Consider the following 21,721-nt stretch of genomic DNA (forward strand, 5'->3'; position numbering starts at 1 on the left):
CGATGAATTTGCAGGAAACGCCTTCACTCGTCCCAACTCAAATCGAGTTGCCGTTGCAACGCGTTGCGTCCGGCGAACCGTTCAAGGAAATCGCTGCAGACGGCTTTGTCCTCGGTGGTTTCACTTGGCGACACCCGTTCCGGGATGCCGCTCGTCCGGTCGTTATCATCAACGCCGCCACCTCGGTCCGTTGTCGTCATTACTCGCGCTTCGCCGACTATCTGTTCGATCACGGCTTCGACGTCATCACCTATGACTACCGCGGCATCGGCGAGTCGCGGCCGGCATCGCTCAAAGGCCTCAAGGCCTCATGGACCGATTGGGGAGCGCTGGATTTCGAGGCGATGCTCAAGCGCGCACAGCGTGAGTTCCCCGGGCAGCCTATCGATGTGGTCGGCCACAGCTTTGGCGGCTGCGCAGCGGGCCTGGGGGCGTCCGGGCACCTGATCCGGCGCCTGGTGACGGTCGGAGCGCAATTCGCCTACTGGCGCGACTATGCACCCGCCCTTCGCTGGCGGATGTTTGCCAAGTGGCATGTGCTGATGCCACTGGTAACGATGATCTACGGCTACTTTCCGGGCAAACGCCTCGGATGGCTGGAGGACACACCCGCCGGCGTGGTCCGTGACTGGAGCCTGTCCACTGCCCGTTACGAAAAACGCTCCAGCGGCCGCACGATCAGCACAACAAGCGGGCAACTGCCCTTTGCCGATGTCACCGCACAAACCCTGGCCATCAGCATCAGCGATGATCCTTACGGCACGGTCCCGGCCATCGAACGCCTGCTCAGCTACTTCACCGGCAGTACAAACGTTCACCTGCGTATCCATCCCGAAGACATCGGCGAAGAAGAAGTCGGACATTTCGCCTTTTTTCGCAGCCCATACCAAGCCACACTATGGCCCATTGCATTGGCCTGGCTGCAAAACGGCGAACTGGCCCCCGATACCCCCGGGCGGCGAGTGCCGCACAGCTAAGTCAATTGCCCTTTCAACGAATACGGAACGACGCCCATGGCCTCCGCCAACAAGCAGCAAAAACGCGCCTCCCGCGCCAAGGCCAAGGCCAAGCAAAACCGCACCCAGCGGGCCGCCGTGCCGGTCGAACTGGACCCGAACGACGATCGCATCGATTTCGAATCGGTGGATCTGACCGAACTGTTCAAGAAAATGATCGACGCCGAAAAGATCAGCCAGCAAGCCATGTGCACGGCCTTCCTCGAAGACCCGTTGCTGGAACTGGTGTACGAGCAGGAAGGCGAAGAAGGCGCGATGGACTTCATCCTCGCCGCGCTGATCGAATATCGCCAATGGTCGGCCGAAACAGACGAAGCCGGCGCCCTGGCGTGGATCGAATCTCCGGCCTTCCAGGCCGACTATGTGGCGGCGTCCGACGCCATTGCCGCGCAAACCCAACAGAAACCGAACTGAGTTCCCATGGCCTCCCTGAACAAGCAACAGAAACGCGCCAAGCGTGCAAAAGCCAAAGCCAAGCAGATCAATATCCACGGCAGGAAACCCGCTGCACTGGACGATGATGAACTCGGACACCTCGCCGAGCCGATCCCGGAATACACCCTGGCGATGTTCAGCAAAATGCGCGACGCCGAAGCCGTCGGCCGCAGCGAAATGCTCTCGGTCCTGCTGACGAACCTCGCCTTTATCATCGTCGACCACCCAGAACTGCTGGACATGGAAAACGCCGACGACGAAGGCATGGCCGCCACCCACCTGGCCGCCGACATGCTGATCGACTACCGCATGTGGGCCGACGGTATGGACCGCGACGCCGCCCAGGCATGGCTGAGCGAACCACAGTTCATTACTGACTTCGGCACTGCGCTGGACGCCTACCGCGAGTCGCAGGAAATGCCGGCAGAAAAAGCCGAGTAAGGGTTACGGCGCAAACAAAAACGGCCGCTTGTCTTCACTGACAGCGGCCGTTTTGCATTACGCAATATGGATCAGTTCAGCACCACCGCGCCGCGCTTTTCCAGTTTGCGACGGCGAGCCACCAGCAAGCCGGCCGCTACTACCAGGGCACTGAGCAAGCCGGTCGCGAGGATTTCCACACGATGGGCATCCTGGAACAGCATGATGGTCAGGGCCGCAACGATGAAGACGATCACCGCGTAGGTCAGGCCCGGGAAAAGCCACATGCTGAAGACGATTTTCTCACCACGAGCCATACGCTGCTTGCGCATGCGCAGTTGCGAAATCGCGATCACCAGGTACACCAGCAACGCGATGGCGCCGGAGCTGGCCAGCAGAAATTCGAACACGGCAGCCGGGGCCACGTAGTTGGCGAATGTCGCCAGGAACGCAGCGCCAGTGGACAACATCACCGCCCAGTAAGGCGTGCCACTCTTGTTGGTGCGCGTGGACATGGCCGGTGCATCGCCACGCTTGCCCAGGGAGAACAGCATCCGCGACGAAGTGTAGAGCGCCGAGTTCAGGCAGCTGGTCACAGCAACCAGTACCACGATGTCGACGATCATCTTGGCATTCGGGATGCCCATGCGCTCAAGCACGGTCTGGTAGGAGCCCAGGCTTGCCAGTACCGGGTCGTTCCAAGGCACCAGGGCCACAACGATGAAGATCGACACGAGGTAGAACAAGCCGATCCGCCAGATCACCGAGTTGGTGGCCTTGGAGATTTGCTTGCCAGGGTTTTTCGATTCCGCGGCCGCGATGGTCACGATCTCGGTGCCCATGAAGGAGAACATGGTGGTCAGGATCGCGCCCAGTACAGCGCCCATGCCGTTTGGCAGGAAGCCCTGGGTGTCGAACAAGTGCGAAACGCCGCTGACCTGGCTGTTCGGCAGGAAGCCGAAGATCGCCGCTACGCCGAGAATGATGAAACCGATGATCGCCAGGACTTTGATCAGGGCGAACCAGAATTCGAACTCACCATAATTCTTCACGCTGAACAGGTTGGTCACGGTCAACAGCATCGTGATGACCAGGGCGAAGGCCCAGATGTCCACGCCAGGGAACCAGGCATGCAGGATGGTCGCGGCAGCGTTGGCTTCCAACGGGATCACCAGAACCCAGAACCACCAGTACAACCAGCCGATGGTGAAACCGGCCCAGTGACCGATCGCGCGGTCGGCGTATGTCGAAAACGAACCGGTGTCCGGCGAGGCAACGGCCATTTCGCCGAGCATGCGCATCACCAGTACCACCAACATGCCGGCGGCGGCGTAAGCCAACAGAACAGCCGGACCTGCAGCGGCGATGGCGTGACCCGAGCCGACGAACAAGCCGGCGCCGATAACCCCGGCAATCGACAGCATGGTCACATGGCGCGGTTTGAGCCCCTGTTCGAGGCCATTAGAGCTTTGGGTACTGCTCATTAAAACTACCTTTGTAAGGAGAAGCGAATGCGTGCATCCCGTTCGGCGGACCTTCTCGTAAAAAGAAGCCAACAGGGCGTTCTGGATTCTGCACGCAATAATTGCGCCAAAATATTTCAAAACCCTCTAACCCGGCGATCTCGCCTCGACCGGACAGTCATCGCAACCCATTGAATTTAATGGCACTTTGCCAGAGCGTTACCCTGCGACCCACTTTGTGTGGTGAATCAGTGCACCGGAAACACACCTGAAAATGGCTGCGCGCACATTAAAAGTGCACAAGCGGTGCATTTGGCCGGATAGCGCTTCCAACACCCTGTCAAAGCTGGCAACATCGCGCCTTTTTTTGCGGCAGCCACCGCGCTTTTTATCGACAGGCAAGGTTCAAACGGCTGTTCGGTTGTTGATGGGGCGACAGTCTGCTGCGCCGATGCGACAACCTGCCACGTACCAGCCGTTTACCGTCCGTAGCGCTGTTGGCTGCCATTGAAACGCTATGCTAGGTTGGCCGCCTCGCCAGGAAGGCCGCCAAGAGCAGGAGCGCAACATATATGAGGAACGCACATGGCTGAGGCCACGCCCGCGCTTGAAATCCGCAACTTGCACAAACGCTACGGTTCGCTGGAGGTGCTCAAAGGCATCTCGCTGACCGCCCGCGACGGCGATGTGATCTCGATCCTGGGTTCCTCCGGCTCCGGCAAGTCCACGTTCCTGCGCTGCATCAACCTGTTGGAAAACCCGCACCAGGGCCAGATCCTGGTGGCCGGCGAAGAACTCAAGCTCAAGGCTGCGAAGAACGGCGAGCTGGTGGCCGCCGACGGCAAGCAGATCAATCGCCTGCGCAGCGAAATCGGTTTTGTATTTCAAAACTTTAACCTGTGGCCGCACATGAGCGTGCTCGACAACATCATCGAAGCCCCGCGCCGCGTGCTCGGCCAGAGCAAGGCCGAAGCCATCGAAGTCGCCGAAGCCCTGCTGGCCAAGGTCGGCATCGCCGACAAGCGCCACGCCTACCCGGCGCAACTGTCCGGCGGCCAGCAACAACGCGCGGCCATCGCCCGCACCCTGGCCATGCAGCCCAAGGTCATCCTGTTCGACGAGCCCACCTCCGCGCTTGACCCGGAAATGGTCCAGGAAGTACTTAATGTCATCCGCGCGCTGGCCGAAGAAGGCCGCACCATGCTGCTCGTGACCCACGAAATGGGCTTCGCCCGTCAGGTCTCCAGCGAAGTGGTGTTCCTCCACCAGGGCCTGGTAGAAGAGCAAGGATCGCCACAGCAGGTGTTCGAAAACCCGCTTTCGGCGCGCTGCAAACAATTCATGTCCAGCAACCGCTAACGGAGCTACCCACATGCAGAACTACAAAAAGGTCTTCCTGGCTGCCGCCGTCACCCTGGCGTTCAGCGCCGGTGCCATGGCCGAAACCCTGAAGATGGGCATCGAAGCGGCCTACCCGCCGTTCAACAACAAAGATGCCAGTGGCAATGTCGTCGGCTTCGACAAAGAGATCGGCGACGCCCTGTGCGCCAAGATGAAAGTCGAGTGCACCGTCGTGACCTCCGACTGGGACGGCATCATCCCGGCCCTGAACGCCAAGAAGTTCGACTTCCTGATCTCCTCGATGTCGATCACCGACGAGCGCAAGCAAGCGGTGGACTTCACCGACCCGTACTACTCCAACAAGCTGCAGTTCATCGCCAAGAAAGACATCGACTTCAAAACCGACAAGGCGGCGCTCAAAGGCAAGATCATCGGCGCCCAGCGCGCGACCCTGGCCGGCACCTTCCTGGAAGACAACTATGGTGACGACATCACCATCAAGCTCTACGACACCCAGGAAAACGCCTACCTCGACCTGACTTCCGGCCGCCTGGACGGCATCCTGGCCGACAAGTACGTCAACTACGAATGGCTGAAAAGCGACGCTGGCCGTGCCTACGAGTTCAAGGGCGACCCGGTGGAAGAAAGCGACAAGATCGGTATTGCCGTGCGCAAGAAGGACCCGATCCGCGAGAAGCTGAACACCGCACTCAAAGAAATCGTCGCTGACGGCACCTACAAGAAGATCAACGACAAGTACTTCCCGTTCAGCATCTATTGATACTGACCTGCCTGACCGGCGCCCGATGGCGCCGGTTCTCGGCCTTGCCTGCCGCGATTTGAAAAGAAATCCATGATTATCGACCTCTACGGATTCGGCCCGGCGCTCGCCGCTGGCGCGCTGATGACTGTGAAACTGGCACTCTCGGCCCTGTGCCTGGGGCTGGTGCTCGGTCTGCTCGGCGCCTTGGCCAAGACTTCCCCGTACAAGCCGCTGCAATGGCTTGGCGGCACTTACTCGACCCTGGTTCGCGGCATCCCGGAATTGCTCTGGGTGCTATTGATCTACTTCGGCACGGTCAACCTGATGCGTGCCCTGGGCGAGTTCTTCGGCAACCCCGACCTTGAACTCAACGCCTTCGCCGCTGGCGTGATTGCACTGGGCCTGTGCTTCGGCGCCTACGCCACGGAAGTGTTCCGCGGTGCGATCCTCGCCATCCCCAAAGGCCATCGCGAAGCCGGCGTGGCCCTGGGCCTGTCGAAGTGGCGCATCTTCACCCGGCTGATCATGCCGCAGATGTGGCGCATCGCCCTTCCGGGCCTTGGCAACCTGTTCATGATCCTGATGAAGGACACCGCGCTGGTGTCGGTGATCGGCCTGGAAGAAATCATGCGTCATGCGCAAATCGGCGTGACCGTCTCCAAACAGCCGTTCACCTTCTATATGGTGGCCGCGTTTATGTACCTGAGCCTGACGGTGCTGGCGATGACCGGCATGCACTTCCTGGAAAAACGTGCCGCTCGCGGCTTCGCGAGGAGCACCCAATGAACTGGGAAGTCATCATCAAGTGGCTGCCGAAACTGGCCCAGGGCGCGACCCTGACCCTGGAACTGGTGGCCATCGCCGTGATCGCCGGTTTGCTGCTGGCCATTCCACTGGGCATCGCCCGCTCGTCGCGCCTGTGGTGGGTACGGGCATTTCCCTACGGCTACATCTTCTTCTTCCGTGGCACGCCGTTGCTGGTTCAACTGTTCCTGGTCTACTACGGCCTGGCGCAGTTCGACGCGATCCGTAACAGTTCGATGTGGCCGTACCTGCGCGATCCGTTCTGGTGCGCCACGGCGACCATGACCCTGCACACGGCAGCCTACATTGCGGAAATCCTGCGCGGCGCCATCCAGGCGATACCACCGGGCGAGATCGAAGCGGCACGGGCGCTGGGCATGTCCAAGCCAAAAGCGCTGTTCTTCATCATGCTGCCGCGCGCGGCGCGCATCGGCCTGCCGGCCTACAGCAACGAAGTGATCCTGATGCTCAAGGCCAGCGCCCTGGCAAGCACCGTGACCTTGCTGGAACTGACCGGCATGGCCCGCACCATCATTGCCCGGACCTACCTGCCGGTGGAGATCTTCTTCGCCGCGGGCATGTTCTACCTGGTGATGGCTTACGTGCTGGTGCGCGGCTTCAAGCTGCTGGAGCGCTGGTTGCGCATCGATGCCTGCCAAGGACGTTGAGGATGGCGTGTTGACGGGCGAGGCCCTGCTCGCCCGCTTCACCGCGCTGGATGCTTTTCTGACAGAGCATCAGGCACTGTGGAAACCTCGGCCGTTCACTCATCTGCAGCTTCCCTGGGAAGCGTCCTACCCAGCTCTGGCCGAATGGCTACGCAAGCGGTCGCTGGAAGACGCGGAAAACGCCCACAATCAACCCGCCCTACTGAATGCGCCGGAACCCTTTGCTTCCTTGGCATCGATGTCCGTTGCCTTGAGTGCTGTGGATGAATTGCCTGCACACGCACTCGAAGCGGCCGGCCATCGGCTGAACGTCGATGTACCGGGGCGCAAATGGCAGCAGATTGAAGCTTTCGCCAGTCGATTGCAGTTCTGCGAAACACCGAAGCATTGGCTGGACTGGTGCTCGGGCAAGGGACACCTGGGGCGACGCCTGCTGCAGCCTGGGCAACAACTGACTTGCCTGGAATACGACCCGGCACTGGTAACCAGCGGCCAGGCACTCAGCCAGCGTCATCATCTGCATGCGCTGCATATCGAACAGGATGTGCTCGCGGCAAACGCAGCTACTTTACTGAGTGCGCACCACACGCCCGTCGCGCTTCACGCCTGCGGTGATTTGCATGTGCGTCTGATTCAACTTGCCAGCGCCACAGGCTGCAAACAACTCGCCATTGCGCCGTGCTGCTACAACCGGATCAGTCTTGCCCAATACTCGCCGATTTCCTCGGCCGCCCAAGGCTCCGGCCTACAGCTTTCCCTCGACGACCTCGCGCTGCCCATGAGTGAAACCGTCACCGCTGGCGCCCGCGTGCGCCGTCAACGCGACACCTCCATGGCTCGGCGCCTGGGCTTCGACTTGCTGCAGCGGCAACTGCGCGGCATGGACGAGTATCTGCCAACCCCTTCCCTGCCCAGCGCCTGGCTGGACAAACCCTTTGCCGATTACTGCCATCACCTGGCCGCACTCAAAGAGTTATCCACAGTCGGCCCGCAAAATTGGCCAGCCCTCGAAGCCGCCGGTTGGCAGCGACTGGCCGAAGTGCGCAACCTTGAACTGTTACGCGGACTTTTCCGACGCCCACTGGAGCTTTGGCTGGTTCTTGACCGGGCACTTTTCCTCGCCGAGCAGGGCTACAGTGTCCGCGTCGGCACCTTCTGCAAAACCCCACTCACACCGCGTAATTTCCTGCTCCTGGCCGAACGCGCTTAAGCACATCCGACCTGTGGATAACTCTGTTGATGAAATAATCGTGGATCCAATATCTACGCCTGTTTCAGGACTAAATCCACACTGTTCATTTTTTGCACACCCGCATAAAAAATCGAAAAAACAGGCATTTGCGGACAAATGAGAACGGATCCACAAATTCGGCCTAAACCCGGTGCGCCGCCAATGCCATTGTGCATAAGCATTTAACCAAAACGACATAAACGCCTAATCCCGGACCGCAGACAGGGGAAATTGCACCCTTTCATTACTCTTGATATACACACACGCAAGGGCGCCGGCAGTGCGGCCACGAACAAGACCATTCCTCCGACAGGATGCGCCAGTGACGTTCATTTCCTACGCACAGAATTTCGAAGACATACGCCTGTGGCGCGCCCTCAAAACCGTCGAGAACGGCTTCTACATCGACGTCGGGGCAAACGACCCCACCCATGACTCGGTCACCAAGGCGTTCTACGACAACGGCTGGACCGGCATCAACGTCGAACCGATGCCCAACTACTACGAAGCCCTGTGCCAGCAACGCCCCAAGGACACCAACCTGCAATGCGCGGCCGGGGAAAGTGCTGACGAACTGACCTTCTACGGCATCGCCGGCACCGGCCTCTCGACCCTCGACCCAGCCATGGCGAAAATGCACAAAGACGCCGGCATGGACGTTCGCACCCAGACGATCAAGTCCCGCACCCTGAGCTCCATCTGCGAAGAACACGCCCGGGGCCGCGCGATCCACTTCCTGAAAATTGATGTCGAAGGCCACGAAGAAACCGTCCTGCGCGGCATGGACTTCACCCAGTGGCGGCCATGGGTGATCCTCATCGAAACCCCTTGGGCCCGCGACCAGGCCTGGGAAACCCTCGTCACCGACGCCGGCTACCACTCCATCCTGTTCGACGGCATCAACACCTACTACCTCGCCGAAGAACACCTGAACCTCAAACCCGCCTTCGACATCCCGCCGTGCAACCTGGACGAGTTCCAGTTCTGCAAAGGCCACAACTTCAGCCACCCCGTCAGCGACGCCGAACACCAACTCACCGCCGCCCTGCAACGCGCCGAACAGGCCGAAGCACAGCTGCGCGCAATGCAAAACAGTCGAACCTGGAAAGCCATCCAAAAACTCAAGAAAACCCTGCTACGCGCCTGACCCGAAGCCCGCGTAAAAATAGTCAGAATTCAGGGGTTTACAGAACCTATCCAATCGCTATAATCGTCGCCCTGACACGCCGGTATAGCTCAGATGGTAGAGCAACTGACTTGTAATCAGTAGGTCCCGGGTTCGATTCCTGGTGCCGGCACCATACAAAACAAAGCTCCTGCAGAAATGCAGGGGCTTTGTTGTTTCCGGGGTCTGAAAAATCGCTTTCAGTGACCCGCGCTCTGACCACCATCCACATGCAGGATTTCGCCAGTTACAAACTTGGCGCCGTCCAGATACACAACCGCCTGCGCAATATCATCGACCTCGCCCATGTGCCCGACCGGGTGCAGATTGCCCAGTGCTTCATGGGTTTCTGCGCCGTGCATCGGCGTCTTGATGATGCCCGGGCTGACCGCGTTCACCCGGATTCCGCGCTTGGCGTATTCGATGGCCAGGGATTTGGTGGCCGCGTTGAGGCCGCCCTTGGTCAGCGAAGCCAAGACCGATGGCACACCGTCGATGGCGTGGTCCACCAGGCTGGTGGTGATGTTGACGACGTGGCCGCTGCCTTGCTTTTCCATCTCGGCGATGGCGAGTTGGGTGATGTAGAAGAAGCCATTGACGTTCACCGACAACACATTGGCGTAGTCTTCTGCCGTGTATGCGGTGAACGGCTTGGCGATGAAGATCCCGGCGTTGTTGACCAGGGTATCGATGCGACCGAAACGGGACATCGCTTCGCGGATGACGCGCCGGGCGGTTTCCGGCTCACCTATGTCACCGGCCACGGTGAGAATGTCCGGATCGGTGGATGGCTTGATCGAGCGCGAAGTGGCGACGATCCGGTAACCGAGTTCACGAAAGGCTTTGACCATACCGTCGCCGAGACCTTGGGATGCGCCGGTGATGACGATGACTTTTTTCGAAATGCTCATGATGAAGACCTCTGACAATTAAAAGTGGGGTAGAAAATCTGTGATCAGGCGTCGGCCGGTGCCTTGGCCATTTCTCTCAACATCTGTTCGTAGTACTCGACCGATTGCGAGCCGGACACCAGGTGGCGACCGTTCAGCACCATGGCCGGGACCGAGTTGATGCCGCGCTGCTGGTAGTACGCTTCAAGCTCCCGCACCTCAGCGGCGAACGCACCGGACGCCAGCACCTCTTGTGCAGTGGCCCTGTCCAGCCCCGCTTCAGTCGCCAGACTCACCAGCGCCTGGTGATCGCTCGGGTTCTGGCCTTCACTGAAATAGCCCTGCAGCAGCACCTTCTTCAGCTCGACTTGCCGCCCTTCCTGCAACGCCCACAGCAACAAACGGTGTGCATCAAAGGTGTTGTAGAAGTGCGTGCGCTTCTCCAGATCGAATTTGAAGCCGATGGCCTCGCCGCGAGCGATCTGCATGGCCTTGCCGGCAGCGACGTCGTCGGCGGTTCTCCCGTACTTGCGCATCAGGTGCTCGACCGCTGGCTCACCTTCAGCCGGCATGTTCGGGTTCAATTCGAACGGCTTGTAGGTCAGCTCGACCGAGACTTCCCCGGCCACGTTCTCGATCGCCTGCTCCAGCGCCGTCGCCCCCAGCGCGCACCAAGGGCACACCACATCGGAGATGAAATCGATGGTGACGGAGGACGTCATGACTGCCCCTCCGCCTCAGCCAGTTGCTTGCGGTACTGGGTGGTGGTGATGCCGGCGTAACCCCAGTTATCGGTGTCGACTTCCTCGATCACGATGTGGGTCAGGTCAGGGCGCTTGTTGAGGACGCGTTCCAGGGTTTCAGTGATTTCGGCGATCACCTGAGCTTTCTGCTCAGTGGTAACGCCATCGCGGGTGATGCGTACAGTTACGAAAGGCATGAGGGCAACTCCAGTGACCTTCCCGTCGGGATGATGGGAGAGGCGTTGGAGATGAATGTATGGGGTTGGCGGGAGGGGATAAGGTGGGGGCGGGAACTTCATTCGTTACGTGGCGTAATGAGTTTGGCATACCGAAAATACAAGACTGCAAGACTCATCCGGGTCAATGCGACCCGCGTCCAACAAAAAACGCAGCCTTGGGGGAGGCTGCGTTTTTTGTGACGGGGGCTGGAAACGCCGCAATCATTAAACTGAGATTGACTGATCAGTAACCCAACGCTGCAAGTACATGCTCCGGGTCATTATGAATCGCTCGCAACAACGCACGGGCAGGCCCCTCAGGATCACGACGTCCTTGCTCCCAATTGCGTAACGTTCCCACGGGAACATCAATTCGCTTGGCAAACGCTGCCTGGGAAAGTCCCGTGGCGAGGCGAATTTTTTTAACCTGTGCAGCATCGACATGGAATTCGCGCGATGGCTCTCGCTCACCTCGGTCGATCTCATCCATCTGCGTCATGCTTTCAACAAGACGATCGAAGAGATTTTTTTCCATTATTTCCATCCTTTATTGATGGCACAAAGAACTGCTTTTTCTCTATCCGAAAGGGTGTCTTGAATCCCTTTCCGGTAAATCAGTAGCAAACGTATCTGAAAAGCAGAGGTTACGTGATAGTAGATCACCCTTACGCCACCGCTCTTGCCCCTGCCATGCGCGGCCCAGCGAATTTTTCTAAGCCCGCCAGTGCCCTCGATCAAAGCGCCTGCCTCGGGATGCTCGGCGAGATACTGCTGAAATTCTCCATATTCGTGATCGCCCAGATGACCTGGAAGGTCAGCGGTAAAAATCGGCGTCTCGATGAAGATCATGCAGTCCCTGCTATACGTCAATGGCGTATAGCATGAATTCTAGGTGTCAGGATAGTTAAGGGCAATTAGTCTTTCATTTCAGCGTTTTTATTCAAAAAAAGCCCCGAACCAGTCGGGGCTTTTTCTTTCTCAGCCTCTGATCAGGCCTCGAGACCACACCCCATAATCAGAAGATATTGATCGGGTAATCCACAAACACACGCACTTCATTGCCGCTGACGTTGTACTCGCTGGACTTCTGCGACACACGCAGGACCGAGCTGCGCAGTTTCACGCTGAGGTCTTTGGCCGGGCCGCTTTGGACGACGTATTTGATCTGGTTGAAGATCTCGCGCTCGGTGCCGCCTTCGCTGGTGGAGGTGGTGATGTTGTCACCGCGTACGTAGGCGAAGTTGTAGCTCAGGCCCGGTACACCGAAGGTGCTGAAGTCCAGGCCGTAGCCCAGTTGCCAGCTGCGTTCGTCTTCGGCGTTGAAGTCGGACCAGTAGGAGTTCGCCAGGTAGATGGTGTTGCCACCGTCGCCGATGCGACCCTGGTCTTTCTGGTAGCCGCCGTAGGCGTAGCCCAGGTTGCTGTCGCCAGTGCTGCGCTGGTGCGCGAGAGTGAACGAGTGCGGGCCGGTGATGAAGGTGGCCGCCAGGCTCCAGATTTTGTTGTCGTCGCCGGTGATAGCGTTTTCGCGGACGTAGGAGTCGTCCAGCTTGGTGCGGTAGCCGTTGAAGTCCAGGGTCAGGGACTGATCCTTGTCGATCGGGAACACGTAGTTGGCGTTCACGTATTGCTTCTTAAGCACGTCTTCGACGTCGGAAGCGTACAGCGCGGCCTTGAATTGTTCGGTGAACTGGTAGCTACCGCCCAATACGTTGATCGACTTCAAGCCACCACTGTCACGGCCTTCAGCGCTTTTACGCGATTCGGCGGTGAAGCGACCGGCGTCCAGTTGCAGGCCTTTGATCTCCCTGGAGGTGATCAGGGTGCCGGTGTAGCTTTCCGGCAGCAGGCGCGAGTTGTCGTAGTTCAGCACCGGCAGGGCCGGCATCTGGTCGCCGTAGGTCAGGGTGGTGCTGGACAGGCGGAACTTGATCGCTGCGCCGCCCTTGGACAGGTCGTCAGCCGGCTCGCCGCTGTCGCCCTTTTTGAAGAAGTCGATGCCTTGCGCGCCGCTACGGTCTTCGCTGCGCTCCAGGTTCAGAGCGTAGAGACCGAAAGCGTCTACACCCACACCCACGGTGCCCTGGGTGAAGCCCGACGAGAACGTGCCGATGGCCGCCTGGCCCCACTCGGATTTATCCGGGTTGCCGTCTTTGTAGTCACGGTTGATGTAGGCGTTGCGCAGCAGCACTTTGAGGCTGCTGTCTTCAACGAAACCCTTTGATTCGGCCTGGTCGTTCGCCATGGCCTGTGTAGCGCTCAACATCCCCAGAGCAATCAGGCTGATTCTCTTGTTCAACATTTTGTTTTTTTCCTTGATACGGTTGATACGCGCTGTGTCGAATGGCCGAAACGGCGCTATTGCGCTCTTATTTCAAGGCGAAAACAAAAAGGCCCGCCCACGATTTCTCGCGGCGGGCCTTTTATTGTTTTTGAGTCGTGGCGGTCGGCCACAGGCGTTGGGCCGAATCGTAGCCGCGCCTTTGACGATGTGTCAATTTCATGAATCTTCTAAAAACAGGCGAAAAACGTCTAAGAAACTGCTTTACGCGGCAGGAATATTCAATCGACGCAGCCTTCGAGGCCACAGGCTGCTACGGAACGGGATGAGAGCTGCTCCGGCAGCGACTGTCCCAGCCACTGCGCAAATGCCTGGGGTTTGCCCAGCCATGGCCCGATGTCGATCAGGGTGAATTGGTCATTGTGTTCAAGCACCAGGGTCGGAAAACCCTGCCCGCCCACGTTGGCCAGCAAAGCCCGGCTGTCCTTGATATGGCCTTCGGTGTCGGCTGCCCCGAAGGCTCTTTCGAAGGCTTGAGGCTCCAACCCCATACCGTGGGCCAGTTCAAACAGCACCGACTCGTCGGCGATGCGGCGCCCTTCCACGTAGTGAGCGCTTTGCAAACGCCCCAGCAACTCCAGCCCGCGACCTGCCATTTGCTCGGCCGCCAGCACCGCAGCGATGGGTGGAGCCGAGTCGAACACGGCGCTGTGATCTCGCAGCAAACCTTCGAAATAGGCTTCACCGAACGGCTGCCCGCTGTATTCGGCAATGCGCCGGTCATGGGGCATGACGTAACTGCGCAGTTGTGGCGAAACCCTTTGACGATTGGCCCCCGTCATCATGCCGCCACCGTGGGCAAGCACGGGCAGCACAGCCTGGGCGGCTTGCACCAGCGGTTTGGCGCCGTAGCACCAACCGCACAACGGGTCGTAGATGTAATGCAGGATCATGGGAAAGCTCCGATAGAAATTCAGGAAAATTCGATGTCGGCAGATTAGTGCCACAGCGGTTTCGGAAAAACGCCGGATCAGCTTTCAGTCTGTTGCTTGAATCGGTCGAATGACTGCACAAACCCTTTGTATCAACTCAGAAATAATTCGAAACAATCAAATGAGAAAAGCTCTCAATAAGCACTAACAACAGTAAATGACAAGCATTACTATTCGCGCCCTCCAGATGCTTCAACCTAAAAATCCCACGGATGCGCTCTTCAATGCCTGCCCCTTTTCGCCTTGCGCCCTACAGCCTTGGGCTCTCTGCCTTGTTGTCTGCCGGTTTTTCCTTCGCTGCACCGACCACCCTGCCTGCCACATCGATCAGCGCCGAAACTGAAGCCGACGACCCGCGCGTGACACAAACCAACACGGCGACCCGGACTGCCACACCGGTACGCTACGTGCCACAAGCCATCGACTCGATCAAAACCTCGAACGTGATGAATTACGGCAGCAACGATATGGGCACGGCGCTCAGTGGCATCCCCAACGTCAGCAGCGGCGCCGACACACGCTTCGACAGCCTGCGCATCCGCGGTTTCGACGCCAGCAACGATTTCTATCTCGATGGCATCCGCGACGACAGTCAGTACGTGCGCGACTTGCACAACATCGAACGCATCGACGTCCTGAAAGGCCCTGCCGCCGTGTTGTATGGCCGTGGCAGCCAGGGCGGCATCGTCAACCGGGTGAGCAAACTGCCCGAGTTCGGTCGCCGCTCGACCCTTGAAGCCCAGGGCGGTAGCGAGGACTTGCGCAGCCTGTATGCCGACCTCAGTACCGATCCTTCCGAGAACATCAGCCTGCGCCTGAACATGGGCAACATGGACGAGAACAGCTTCCGCGATGGCGTGAGTGGCAATCGCCAGTTGTTCGCACCTTCGATGAGCTGGCAGCTGACACCCGACCTGAACTGGTTGGTGCAGTACGAATACAGCCGCTACAACCGCACGCCGGATCGTGGTATCCCCGGTGTAGACGGTCGCCCGGCCGACGTAGGACGCGATACCACCTACGGCAGTGAAAACGATTTCATCGACGACAAGGCGCAATCCCTGCGCTCGAAACTCACGTATGAACTGAGCGACAACTGGCAGCTGCGCCAGACCCTGGGTGTGTTCAAGCTCGACAGCGATTTCGACAATACTTACTTGAGCGGCTATGTCCCGGCCACCAACAAGGTCACGCGCCAGCACTGGCAGCAGGACCTGAATACCCGCAACCTCTACAACAACGTCGAGCTGGAAGGTGGCTTCGATACGTTCGGCCTGGAGCACCGCTTGCTCACCGGCATCGAGATCGGCAGCCAGCGCCGCGACCCGCTGCTGTACACCGCCGCCACTTCCGGGCCGGGCAGCTCCCCGGTGCCGGCGCTGGACCTGTACGCCCCCGACCGCAATTTGCGTCATACCGGGCGCATGGTGGTGTCGAGCAACACCCATACCGAGGTCGAGAGCCGTGCGGTGTATGTGCAGGATCAACTGCGCCTGAACGATCAATGGCAGTTGCTCGCCGGCCTGCGTTACGACACGTTCGATATCGAGTCGACCAACAAGGTGCGCGACATTTCCGAGGACAGTGACAGCCATAGCACCAGCCCTCGCGTTGGCGTGGTCTGGACGCCGCTGCAAAATCACTCCTTCTACGCGTCCTGGAGCAAGACGTTCTCGCCGGTCGGTGGTGGCTTGATTGGCATCACCCCGGGTGCGGCCGGTAACAGCAATGACCTGAGCCCCGAGCTGACCAGGCAGAAGGAACTCGGGGTCAAGAGTGACTGGCTCGATGATCGCCTGAGCACCACGCTGGCCATCTACGAGCTGGAGCTCTACAACCGCCGCACCAGCGATCCGAATAACCCGACCATTACCCTGCTCTCCGGGCTGCAACGTTCTCGCGGGATCGAGCTGACCGCTGCCGGCAGGATTACCGGCAACTGGTACGTGCGCGGTGGCGTGGGTCTGCAGGACGCAACCATCGAAAAGGACAACAACGGCCTGGAAGGCAAGCGCATCAACAACGTGGCCAAGCACAACGGCAGCCTGTTCCTGACCTGGAAACCGGAAATGGGCTGGTATGCCGAAACCGGTTTGACCCTGGTTGGCGACCGCTATGCCGACAACCTCAACACCGTCGTGTTGCCGGGTTATGGCCGCTGGGACGCCTTGGCGGGCTTCCGTCAGAAAGATTGGGATTTGCGCGCGGCGCTGAACAACATCAGCGACAAGACGTACTACTCGTCGGCGACCAGTGCATTCCAGATCCAGCCGGGGGCACCGCGTAGCCTGGTGGTGACGGGCACCTACAGCTTCTAGACACCACAAAACCTGTGGGAGCGGGCTTGCCCGCGAAGGCGTCGTGTCAGCCGATGGCAACGTTGCTGACACACCGCTTTCGCGAGCAAGCCTGCTCCCACAGTGTTCAGTGTGTTGAAAAAAAAAGCGCTGCCATCCCGGCAGCGCTTTTTCTTGATCAATCCGTTGTTGTTCTTCTTATCCTTCCATTACATCCCACAACGCATCCAGTTCCGCTTCGCTGAATAAACCAGCAGGGTAACGCTCGATCATCGTCCGGCGCGGATCAGTTTCACTGATCTGACGCATTCCATTGGACTTGAACCACTGCGCCAGAATCTGGAGCGATTCGCTGTTTACGGCCAGGGGATGCAACGCCTTGTCGCTCACTACGTTCACTTCGGCGTTCATTTCAGCGCTCTCTCCCGGTTTGTGAGCGGCTAACTTATCCAAGGTTTATGACAGAACATCGAAGTCCTCCCCCTCCCCGAGTTACAACAACAGAGATACAAGAGCTGTGCCAAGGTGTCTGAAGTGTGGCCTCGCGGATACAAAAAAGCCCGCAACCCTGAAGGGCTGCGGGCTCTGCGAATTGCGGCAGGCTGATTTACAGTTTGAGAAATTTCGCAATCAACTCAAGATGTTACAACCTCACTCACTCCTTGTGCGGCGCGGGTTGCTGCTGGGTAAGGCAGTGAATATTGCCGCCCCCCAGTAACAGTTCACGACCAGGCACCATCACCACTTCATGCTGTGGGAACAGGTTCTGCAGGATTTCCTTTGCCGGGCCATCCTGCGGGTCGTCAAAGCATGGCGCGATGATCCCGCCGTTGACGATCAGGAAGTTCACATAGGAACCGGCCAGACGCACAGTCGGGTTACGTTCCTGAGTACCGTCCACCGGATCGACGCCGGCGCACTCTTCCTCGGTCGCAAACAGCGGGCCCGGGATCGGCATTTTGTGCACCGTGAACGGGCGGCCCTTAGCGTCGGTGCTGCTTTGCAGCACGTTCATTGCCGCCTGGCAGCGCGGGTAGTTCGGGTCCTGCGGATCATCGGTCCAGGCCAGCAGCACTTCACCCGGACGCACGTAGCAGCAGAAGTTATCCACATGGCCGTCGGTTTCGTCGTTGAACAAGCCATCCGGCAGCCAGATGATTTTATCCACCGCCAGGTTCGCACTCAGGACCGCTTCGATTTCTTCGCGGTTCATATGCGGGTTGCGATTGCGGTTGAGCAAGCACTCTTCGGTGGTGATCAGCGTGCCTTCACCGTCGACGTGAATCGAACCGCCTTCAAGTACGAAGCCTTCGGTGCGGTAACGCGGGCTGCGTTCGATCTCGAGGATCTTGCCGCCGACCTGCGAGTCACGGTTCCACGGCGAATACAGGCCGCCGTCAAAACCACCCCAGGCATTGAAGTCCCAGTTCACGCCACGGACTTCGCCACTGTTATTGATGACGAAAGTCGGGCCGGAGTCGCGAACCCAGGCGTCGTCACTGGACATTTCCACTACGCGAATATTCGGCACGTCCAGACGGGCACGGGCGTTTTCGTACTGGCCGGCGGAAACCGCCACGGTGACCGGCTCGAAACGGGCGATGGCCTTGGCCACGGCCACGTGCGCGGCCTGTGCCGGTTTGCCACCCAGGCGCCAGTTGTCCGGGCGCTCGGGCCAGATCATCCAGGTCTGGGTTTGAGGTGCCCATTCGGCTGGCATGTAGAAGCCGTCGGCGCGAGGGGTGCTGTTCAACGTGGTCATGACTCAGGACTCCGGAGTGGCGTTGATGCCTGACAGAAAAGAAAGCGCATGGGTACACGCCGTGGACTGGCCACTTTATATCCGATAAATATCGGCTTTTAAAGCACCTTCAATCCGCAGCTACAAAAATAATCGACAAAAAGCCGATATCAATCGAATTAACACCACCACCTCTGTGGGAGCGAGCTTGCTCGCGATGAGGCCATTCCCGTCACAGATTTTTCGACTGAAAGACCGCTATCGCGAGCAAGCTCGCTCCCACAGGGGGATTGTGTCTACAACCCTTCTGCCAGCACCTTCGACAGCATGTCCACGAAGAAATCCACGCTCTGGCGCGAAGTGACCATCGGCGGCTTGATCTTGAGGATGTTCAGGTAATCGCCGGTCGGCTGCATGAAGATCCCCAGCTCACGCAAACGATCGCACAGTGCGGTGGTTTCCTCGGTGGCCGGCTCCAGGGTTTCGCGGTTGCGGATCAACTCGACGCCCAGGTAGAAACCGGAACCGTGCACCGCGCCCACTAACGGATGAATATCGATCAACGCTTCGAGGCGCTGTTTGAAGTGGCCGCCAACGACCTGAGCGTTCTCCCAGAGTTTTTCCTCTTCCATCACATCCAGCACGGCCATGCCAACCTGGCAACTGACCGGGCTGCCACCGGCGGAGGAGAAGAAATAACCCTCGGCCTCCAGCGCCTCGGCGATTTCCCGGCGGGTGATGACCGCGCCCAATGGCTGGCCGTTGCCCATGCCTTTGGCCATGGTGATGATGTCCGGCACCACACCTTGCTCTTCGAAGCCCCAGAAGAAATCGCCCATGCGTCCGTAGCCGACCTGCACTTCGTCGGCGATGCACACGCCGCCCTGGGCCCGGACCATGCCATAGACTTGCTTCAAATAGCCTGGTGGCAGCGAGATACCGCCGGCATTGCCGTACACCGGTTCACAGATGAAACCGGCCAGTTGGCGTTTCTGTTCGGCGATTTTCGCCAGGTTGTGCTCGACGCTGCGCACGTAATCCGGCGCACTGTCGGGGCCACGGAATTCACCGCGATAAGTGTTTGGCGCGGTCACCGGATGTACCCAGTCCGGGCGGCTGCTCAAGGCCTTGGGGTTGTCGGCGATCGAGGTCGAAACCGAGTCCGCGCCCACCGTCCAGCCGTGATAGGCCTCCAGCACGCTGAGCATGTCGCGGCCGCCGCTGTAGGCCCACGCCAGGCGAATCGCCAGGTCGTTGGCCTCGCTGCCGCTGTTGACCAGGAACACGCGGTCCATGCCGTCAGGGGACAGTTTCAGCAAGCGTTCGGAGAACTCGGCCACGGCCGCGTAGTTGAAGCGCGAGTTGGTGTTGAGCAACGACCACTGGCGGCTGGCGACCGCTGCCATGCGCGGATGACCGTGGCCCAATACCGCGACGTTGTTGAGCATGTCGAGGTAGGAGCGCCCCTGCATGTCGATCAAATGGTTGCGCCAGCCACGCTCGATGCGCGGCGGGTCGACGTAATAATGTTTTTGCGTACGGGCGAAACTGGCGTCACGCCTGGCCAGCAAGGTCGCGCCGTCGAGCTCTGCTTCGGCATCACAGGCCAGCCCCAGCAATGCCGCAGGAGATGGGCACAGTGCCTGCCAGGCAGCGGCGCGCGATGGCGTGCAGAACAACGGCGCATCGATCGACGCGCCACGGCTCAACTGCACGATCAACGGCCCGTTGACCGAACCCAGCACCTGGCCTTTGACCAGTGCCGCGCCACTGTGCAGCGACGGCGTGACACCCCAAAGCCGCACACTCAATTGCGGGCCGTCCAGTTGCAGCACGCCCGCCGACGGGTGGTGCACCACACCGGCAAACGGTGCTTCGACCGTCGTGCCCTGAGGTACACGCAACTCGACGTGCAAGGGGCAAGTGTCCGGTTCGGTGGCACTGTCCGGGCGGGTGTGGGACAGGCGGTACTGTCCATATCGACTGGCCGCCAGGCCATGAGCTGCGGCGGCTTCATCCAGCAAGCGCTGATCGACCCCCTCCTGCTCCCAGTTCCCGGCTTCGAAATGCGGGCTGAGCACCCCCAGGTCGATCAAGGCGAACTCACGCCCCACCAGGCTTGGCAACAGCGGCGCAAAGCCTTCACTGCCGATGGCCGGAAGGCTGTGGCCGACAGCAGTGAGGATCGCCGCTTCCATCAATGCCAACGGCACCGACGTGGCCACACGGAAGATTTCCCATTCATGGACCAGGTTATCGCGACTGTAGGCATTGCCCGGATCGATGCTGACCTGCTGTTCGCCACTGAGCACCAGCACCGCCGCACGGGCGACGATCAGCGGCCACAGCGCCAGCAGCTCTTCGTGTTGCAAGGGGTTGACCGCATGGTAAGCCTGGATTGCCGGCAAAATGCAGAACGGATCGCCCTCGCCATGATGCAGCAGCGCGGCGCAGGTGACCGACAGATCGGTAATGCGCCAGGTACGCACCAGGTCACCGAAATCGATCACGCCTTGCAGTTGCCAATGGCGTTGCGCATCGCGCTGCCACACCACGTTGTCGTCGGTGATGTCCATATGAATGGCCTGCACCGGCAGCCTGGCTTCCAGCGGCTGCAAATGCCGCTCGGCTTGTGCAGACGCTTCGACGATCAGTTTGCGCTGGGCTTCATCCTTGATCACCGGCAGCAAGTGCGCGATCAGGGCGTGAGCATGGCGAGCGTCCCATTGCAGGGTTCGCACCAGACCCGGATGATCGAAATCCGCCAGGGCCAGGTCCATTTCACCGCACAGGCGACCGAAACCGGACACCACCGTCGGGCTGAAATGACCGAGGCTCGTCAGCGGCTGGCCTTCGATGTAGTCGAGCAGACGAACGTGCACGGCCTGGCCACCCACGTCCAGCGACAGCAGGTCTGCACCGTTTTTCGCCGCGATAACACGCGGCACATGGACATCGGGGTGCTCGCCCAAGTGCTTGAGCCCGGCATGCTGTGCCTGAAGCTCAACGACCGCGTAGTCGCCACGGCAGATTTTCAGGACGAAACGTCCCCGCTCGCTGTCGACACGGTAGTTCAGGTCTTGCTGGCTGCCCAGGGCCTGAAGTCTGCCGCTGAACCCGTAATGTTCTTCCAGCAGCTCTAGCGCTTGCTCCGCAGACACCTGCGGGCTGGGCAAACTGGCGCGATGAATCAACGTGGCGAGCGGCATACAACAACCCCTGAAATTTTATTAGGCGCCTATATCGCCACTGC

21 protein-coding genes and 1 tRNA gene are annotated in these 21,721 nt (G+C 59.5%); 11 read left to right on the forward strand and 11 right to left on the reverse strand.

Going from position 1 to position 21,721, the window contains the following annotated elements:
* The first annotated feature begins 2 nt into the window (after positions 1 to 2).
* The 3 genes from Q8X48_RS04760 to Q8X48_RS04770 are packed head-to-tail and all read left to right on the forward strand — an operon-like array spanning position 3 to position 1,892.
* On the forward strand, positions 3 to 977 hold the full coding sequence (locus Q8X48_RS04760; RefSeq protein ID WP_407799825.1) for an alpha/beta hydrolase family protein: 975 nt from the start codon (positions 3 to 5) through the stop codon (positions 975 to 977).
* A 36-nt stretch (positions 978 to 1,013) separates the two neighbouring features.
* A complete protein-coding gene (locus Q8X48_RS04765; RefSeq protein ID WP_407799826.1) occupies positions 1,014 to 1,430 on the forward strand; it encodes a hypothetical protein in 417 nt (138 codons plus the stop codon).
* 6 nt (positions 1,431 to 1,436) lie between these two features.
* The gene (locus Q8X48_RS04770) at positions 1,437 to 1,892 is read left to right on the forward strand and encodes a hypothetical protein (RefSeq protein ID WP_407799827.1); all 456 of its coding nucleotides are present in this window, start codon (positions 1,437 to 1,439) and stop codon (positions 1,890 to 1,892) included.
* Positions 1,893 to 1,963: 71 nt separating this feature from the next.
* Here the strand turns inward: Q8X48_RS04770 and gabP are convergent, their stop codons facing one another.
* Complete coding sequence (gene gabP / locus Q8X48_RS04775; RefSeq protein WP_015093062.1) at positions 1,964 to 3,355, reverse strand: GABA permease; 1,392 nt, start codon at positions 3,353 to 3,355, stop codon at positions 1,964 to 1,966.
* Positions 3,356 to 3,919: 564 nt separating this feature from the next.
* On the opposite strand from gabP, the gene Q8X48_RS04780 reads away from it, so the two are divergent.
* The 7 genes from Q8X48_RS04780 to Q8X48_RS04810 all read left to right on the forward strand — a co-directional run bounded on the left by Q8X48_RS04780 (position 3,920) and on the right by Q8X48_RS04810 (position 9,442).
* The gene (locus tag Q8X48_RS04780) at positions 3,920 to 4,693 is read left to right on the forward strand and encodes an ABC transporter ATP-binding protein (RefSeq protein WP_007972784.1); all 774 of its coding nucleotides are present in this window, start codon (positions 3,920 to 3,922) and stop codon (positions 4,691 to 4,693) included.
* A gap of 13 nt (positions 4,694 to 4,706) precedes the next feature.
* Positions 4,707 to 5,456 (forward strand): ABC transporter substrate-binding protein, encoded by a 750-nt coding sequence (locus Q8X48_RS04785; RefSeq protein WP_095964553.1) that lies wholly within the window; start codon positions 4,707 to 4,709, stop codon positions 5,454 to 5,456.
* A gap of 72 nt (positions 5,457 to 5,528) precedes the next feature.
* A complete protein-coding gene (locus tag Q8X48_RS04790; RefSeq protein WP_015093060.1) occupies positions 5,529 to 6,224 on the forward strand; it encodes an ABC transporter permease in 696 nt (231 codons plus the stop codon).
* Entirely contained in the window at positions 6,221 to 6,910 is a 690-nt protein-coding gene (locus Q8X48_RS04795; protein WP_407799828.1) for an ABC transporter permease, read from the forward strand. The genes Q8X48_RS04790 and Q8X48_RS04795 overlap by 4 nt, the downstream gene beginning before the upstream one ends.
* On the forward strand, positions 6,891 to 8,120 hold the full coding sequence (locus tag Q8X48_RS04800) for a methyltransferase (RefSeq protein WP_407799829.1): 1,230 nt from the start codon (positions 6,891 to 6,893) through the stop codon (positions 8,118 to 8,120). The genes Q8X48_RS04795 and Q8X48_RS04800 overlap by 20 nt, the downstream gene beginning before the upstream one ends.
* 343 nt (positions 8,121 to 8,463) lie before the next feature.
* Positions 8,464 to 9,288: an FkbM family methyltransferase gene (locus Q8X48_RS04805; RefSeq protein ID WP_407799830.1), complete on the forward strand. Its 825-nt coding sequence runs from the start codon at positions 8,464 to 8,466 to the stop codon at positions 9,286 to 9,288.
* A 78-nt stretch (positions 9,289 to 9,366) separates the two neighbouring features.
* Positions 9,367 to 9,442: transfer RNA gene (locus Q8X48_RS04810), tRNA-Thr, on the forward strand.
* Positions 9,443 to 9,506: 64 nt separating this feature from the next.
* Here the strand turns inward: Q8X48_RS04810 and Q8X48_RS04815 are convergent.
* The 7 genes from Q8X48_RS04815 to Q8X48_RS04845 all read right to left on the reverse strand — a co-directional run bounded on the left by Q8X48_RS04815 (position 9,507) and on the right by Q8X48_RS04845 (position 14,391).
* The gene (locus tag Q8X48_RS04815; protein WP_007972810.1) at positions 9,507 to 10,217 is read right to left on the reverse strand and encodes an SDR family NAD(P)-dependent oxidoreductase; all 711 of its coding nucleotides are present in this window, start codon (positions 10,215 to 10,217) and stop codon (positions 9,507 to 9,509) included.
* 44 nt (positions 10,218 to 10,261) lie between these two features.
* Complete coding sequence (locus Q8X48_RS04820) at positions 10,262 to 10,918, reverse strand: DsbA family oxidoreductase (RefSeq protein WP_407799831.1); 657 nt, start codon at positions 10,916 to 10,918, stop codon at positions 10,262 to 10,264.
* Positions 10,915 to 11,136 carry a tautomerase family protein gene (locus Q8X48_RS04825; protein ID WP_008046542.1) on the reverse strand — a complete coding sequence of 74 codons (222 nt, stop codon included), beginning with the start codon at positions 11,134 to 11,136 and terminating at the stop codon, positions 10,915 to 10,917. Before Q8X48_RS04825 ends, Q8X48_RS04820 begins: the two co-directional genes overlap by 4 nt.
* 265 nt (positions 11,137 to 11,401) lie before the next feature.
* On the reverse strand, positions 11,402 to 11,692 hold the full coding sequence (locus tag Q8X48_RS04830) for a helix-turn-helix domain-containing protein (protein ID WP_095964537.1): 291 nt from the start codon (positions 11,690 to 11,692) through the stop codon (positions 11,402 to 11,404).
* Positions 11,692 to 12,006, reverse strand: coding sequence for a type II toxin-antitoxin system RelE/ParE family toxin (locus tag Q8X48_RS04835; RefSeq protein WP_218503698.1), 315 nt, complete (start codon positions 12,004 to 12,006; stop codon positions 11,692 to 11,694). Before Q8X48_RS04835 ends, Q8X48_RS04830 begins: the two co-directional genes overlap by 1 nt.
* A 166-nt stretch (positions 12,007 to 12,172) precedes the next feature.
* The gene (locus tag Q8X48_RS04840; RefSeq protein ID WP_407799832.1) at positions 12,173 to 13,459 is read right to left on the reverse strand and encodes an OprD family porin; all 1,287 of its coding nucleotides are present in this window, start codon (positions 13,457 to 13,459) and stop codon (positions 12,173 to 12,175) included.
* A gap of 260 nt (positions 13,460 to 13,719) precedes the next feature.
* Positions 13,720 to 14,391: a DsbA family protein gene (locus Q8X48_RS04845; RefSeq protein ID WP_407799833.1), complete on the reverse strand. Its 672-nt coding sequence runs from the start codon at positions 14,389 to 14,391 to the stop codon at positions 13,720 to 13,722.
* Between the two features lie 263 nt (positions 14,392 to 14,654).
* On the opposite strand from Q8X48_RS04845, the gene Q8X48_RS04850 reads away from it, so the two are divergent.
* A complete protein-coding gene (locus Q8X48_RS04850) occupies positions 14,655 to 16,748 on the forward strand; it encodes a TonB-dependent receptor (RefSeq protein ID WP_407799834.1) in 2,094 nt (697 codons plus the stop codon).
* Positions 16,749 to 16,925: 177 nt separating this feature from the next.
* Here the strand turns inward: Q8X48_RS04850 and Q8X48_RS04855 are convergent, their stop codons facing one another.
* From Q8X48_RS04855 to Q8X48_RS04865, 3 genes are all read right to left on the reverse strand, one after another.
* Positions 16,926 to 17,138 (reverse strand): hypothetical protein, encoded by a 213-nt coding sequence (locus tag Q8X48_RS04855; protein ID WP_015093048.1) that lies wholly within the window; start codon positions 17,136 to 17,138, stop codon positions 16,926 to 16,928.
* Positions 17,139 to 17,382: 244 nt separating this feature from the next.
* Complete coding sequence (gene aguA, locus Q8X48_RS04860) at positions 17,383 to 18,489, reverse strand: agmatine deiminase (RefSeq protein WP_126048659.1); 1,107 nt, start codon at positions 18,487 to 18,489, stop codon at positions 17,383 to 17,385.
* A 275-nt stretch (positions 18,490 to 18,764) separates the two neighbouring features.
* A complete protein-coding gene (locus Q8X48_RS04865; RefSeq protein WP_407799835.1) occupies positions 18,765 to 21,677 on the reverse strand; it encodes an aminotransferase in 2,913 nt (970 codons plus the stop codon).
* Positions 21,678 to 21,721: the final 44 nt, after the last annotated feature.

Source organism: Pseudomonas sp. QLc11A, assembly GCF_052112305.1.
GTDB lineage: Bacteria > Pseudomonadota > Gammaproteobacteria > Pseudomonadales > Pseudomonadaceae > Aquipseudomonas > Aquipseudomonas laurylsulfatiphila.

Coding starts and splice junctions, on each gene's coding strand:
- Q8X48_RS04760 (WP_407799825.1), top strand. CDS start 3: ATGAATTTGCAGGAAACGCCTTCACTCGTCCCAACTCAAATCGAGTTG.
- Q8X48_RS04765 (WP_407799826.1), top strand. CDS start 1,014: ATGGCCTCCGCCAACAAGCAGCAAAAACGCGCCTCCCGCGCCAAGGCC.
- Q8X48_RS04770 (WP_407799827.1), top strand. CDS start 1,437: ATGGCCTCCCTGAACAAGCAACAGAAACGCGCCAAGCGTGCAAAAGCC.
- gabP (WP_015093062.1), bottom strand. CDS start 3,355: ATGAGCAGTACCCAAAGCTCTAATGGCCTCGAACAGGGGCTCAAACCG.
- Q8X48_RS04780 (WP_007972784.1), top strand. CDS start 3,920: ATGGCTGAGGCCACGCCCGCGCTTGAAATCCGCAACTTGCACAAACGC.
- Q8X48_RS04785 (WP_095964553.1), top strand. CDS start 4,707: ATGCAGAACTACAAAAAGGTCTTCCTGGCTGCCGCCGTCACCCTGGCG.
- Q8X48_RS04790 (WP_015093060.1), top strand. CDS start 5,529: ATGATTATCGACCTCTACGGATTCGGCCCGGCGCTCGCCGCTGGCGCG.
- Q8X48_RS04795 (WP_407799828.1), top strand. CDS start 6,221: ATGAACTGGGAAGTCATCATCAAGTGGCTGCCGAAACTGGCCCAGGGC.
- Q8X48_RS04800 (WP_407799829.1), top strand. CDS start 6,891: ATGCCTGCCAAGGACGTTGAGGATGGCGTGTTGACGGGCGAGGCCCTG.
- Q8X48_RS04815 (WP_007972810.1), bottom strand. CDS start 10,217: ATGAGCATTTCGAAAAAAGTCATCGTCATCACCGGCGCATCCCAAGGT.
- Q8X48_RS04820 (WP_407799831.1), bottom strand. CDS start 10,918: ATGACGTCCTCCGTCACCATCGATTTCATCTCCGATGTGGTGTGCCCT.
- Q8X48_RS04825 (WP_008046542.1), bottom strand. CDS start 11,136: ATGCCTTTCGTAACTGTACGCATCACCCGCGATGGCGTTACCACTGAG.
- Q8X48_RS04830 (WP_095964537.1), bottom strand. CDS start 11,692: ATGGAAAAAAATCTCTTCGATCGTCTTGTTGAAAGCATGACGCAGATG.
- Q8X48_RS04835 (WP_218503698.1), bottom strand. CDS start 12,006: ATGATCTTCATCGAGACGCCGATTTTTACCGCTGACCTTCCAGGTCAT.
- Q8X48_RS04840 (WP_407799832.1), bottom strand. CDS start 13,459: ATGTTGAACAAGAGAATCAGCCTGATTGCTCTGGGGATGTTGAGCGCT.
- Q8X48_RS04845 (WP_407799833.1), bottom strand. CDS start 14,391: ATGATCCTGCATTACATCTACGACCCGTTGTGCGGTTGGTGCTACGGC.
- Q8X48_RS04850 (WP_407799834.1), top strand. CDS start 14,655: ATGCCTGCCCCTTTTCGCCTTGCGCCCTACAGCCTTGGGCTCTCTGCC.
- Q8X48_RS04855 (WP_015093048.1), bottom strand. CDS start 17,138: ATGAACGCCGAAGTGAACGTAGTGAGCGACAAGGCGTTGCATCCCCTG.
- aguA (WP_126048659.1), bottom strand. CDS start 18,489: ATGACCACGTTGAACAGCACCCCTCGCGCCGACGGCTTCTACATGCCA.
- Q8X48_RS04865 (WP_407799835.1), bottom strand. CDS start 21,677: ATGCCGCTCGCCACGTTGATTCATCGCGCCAGTTTGCCCAGCCCGCAG.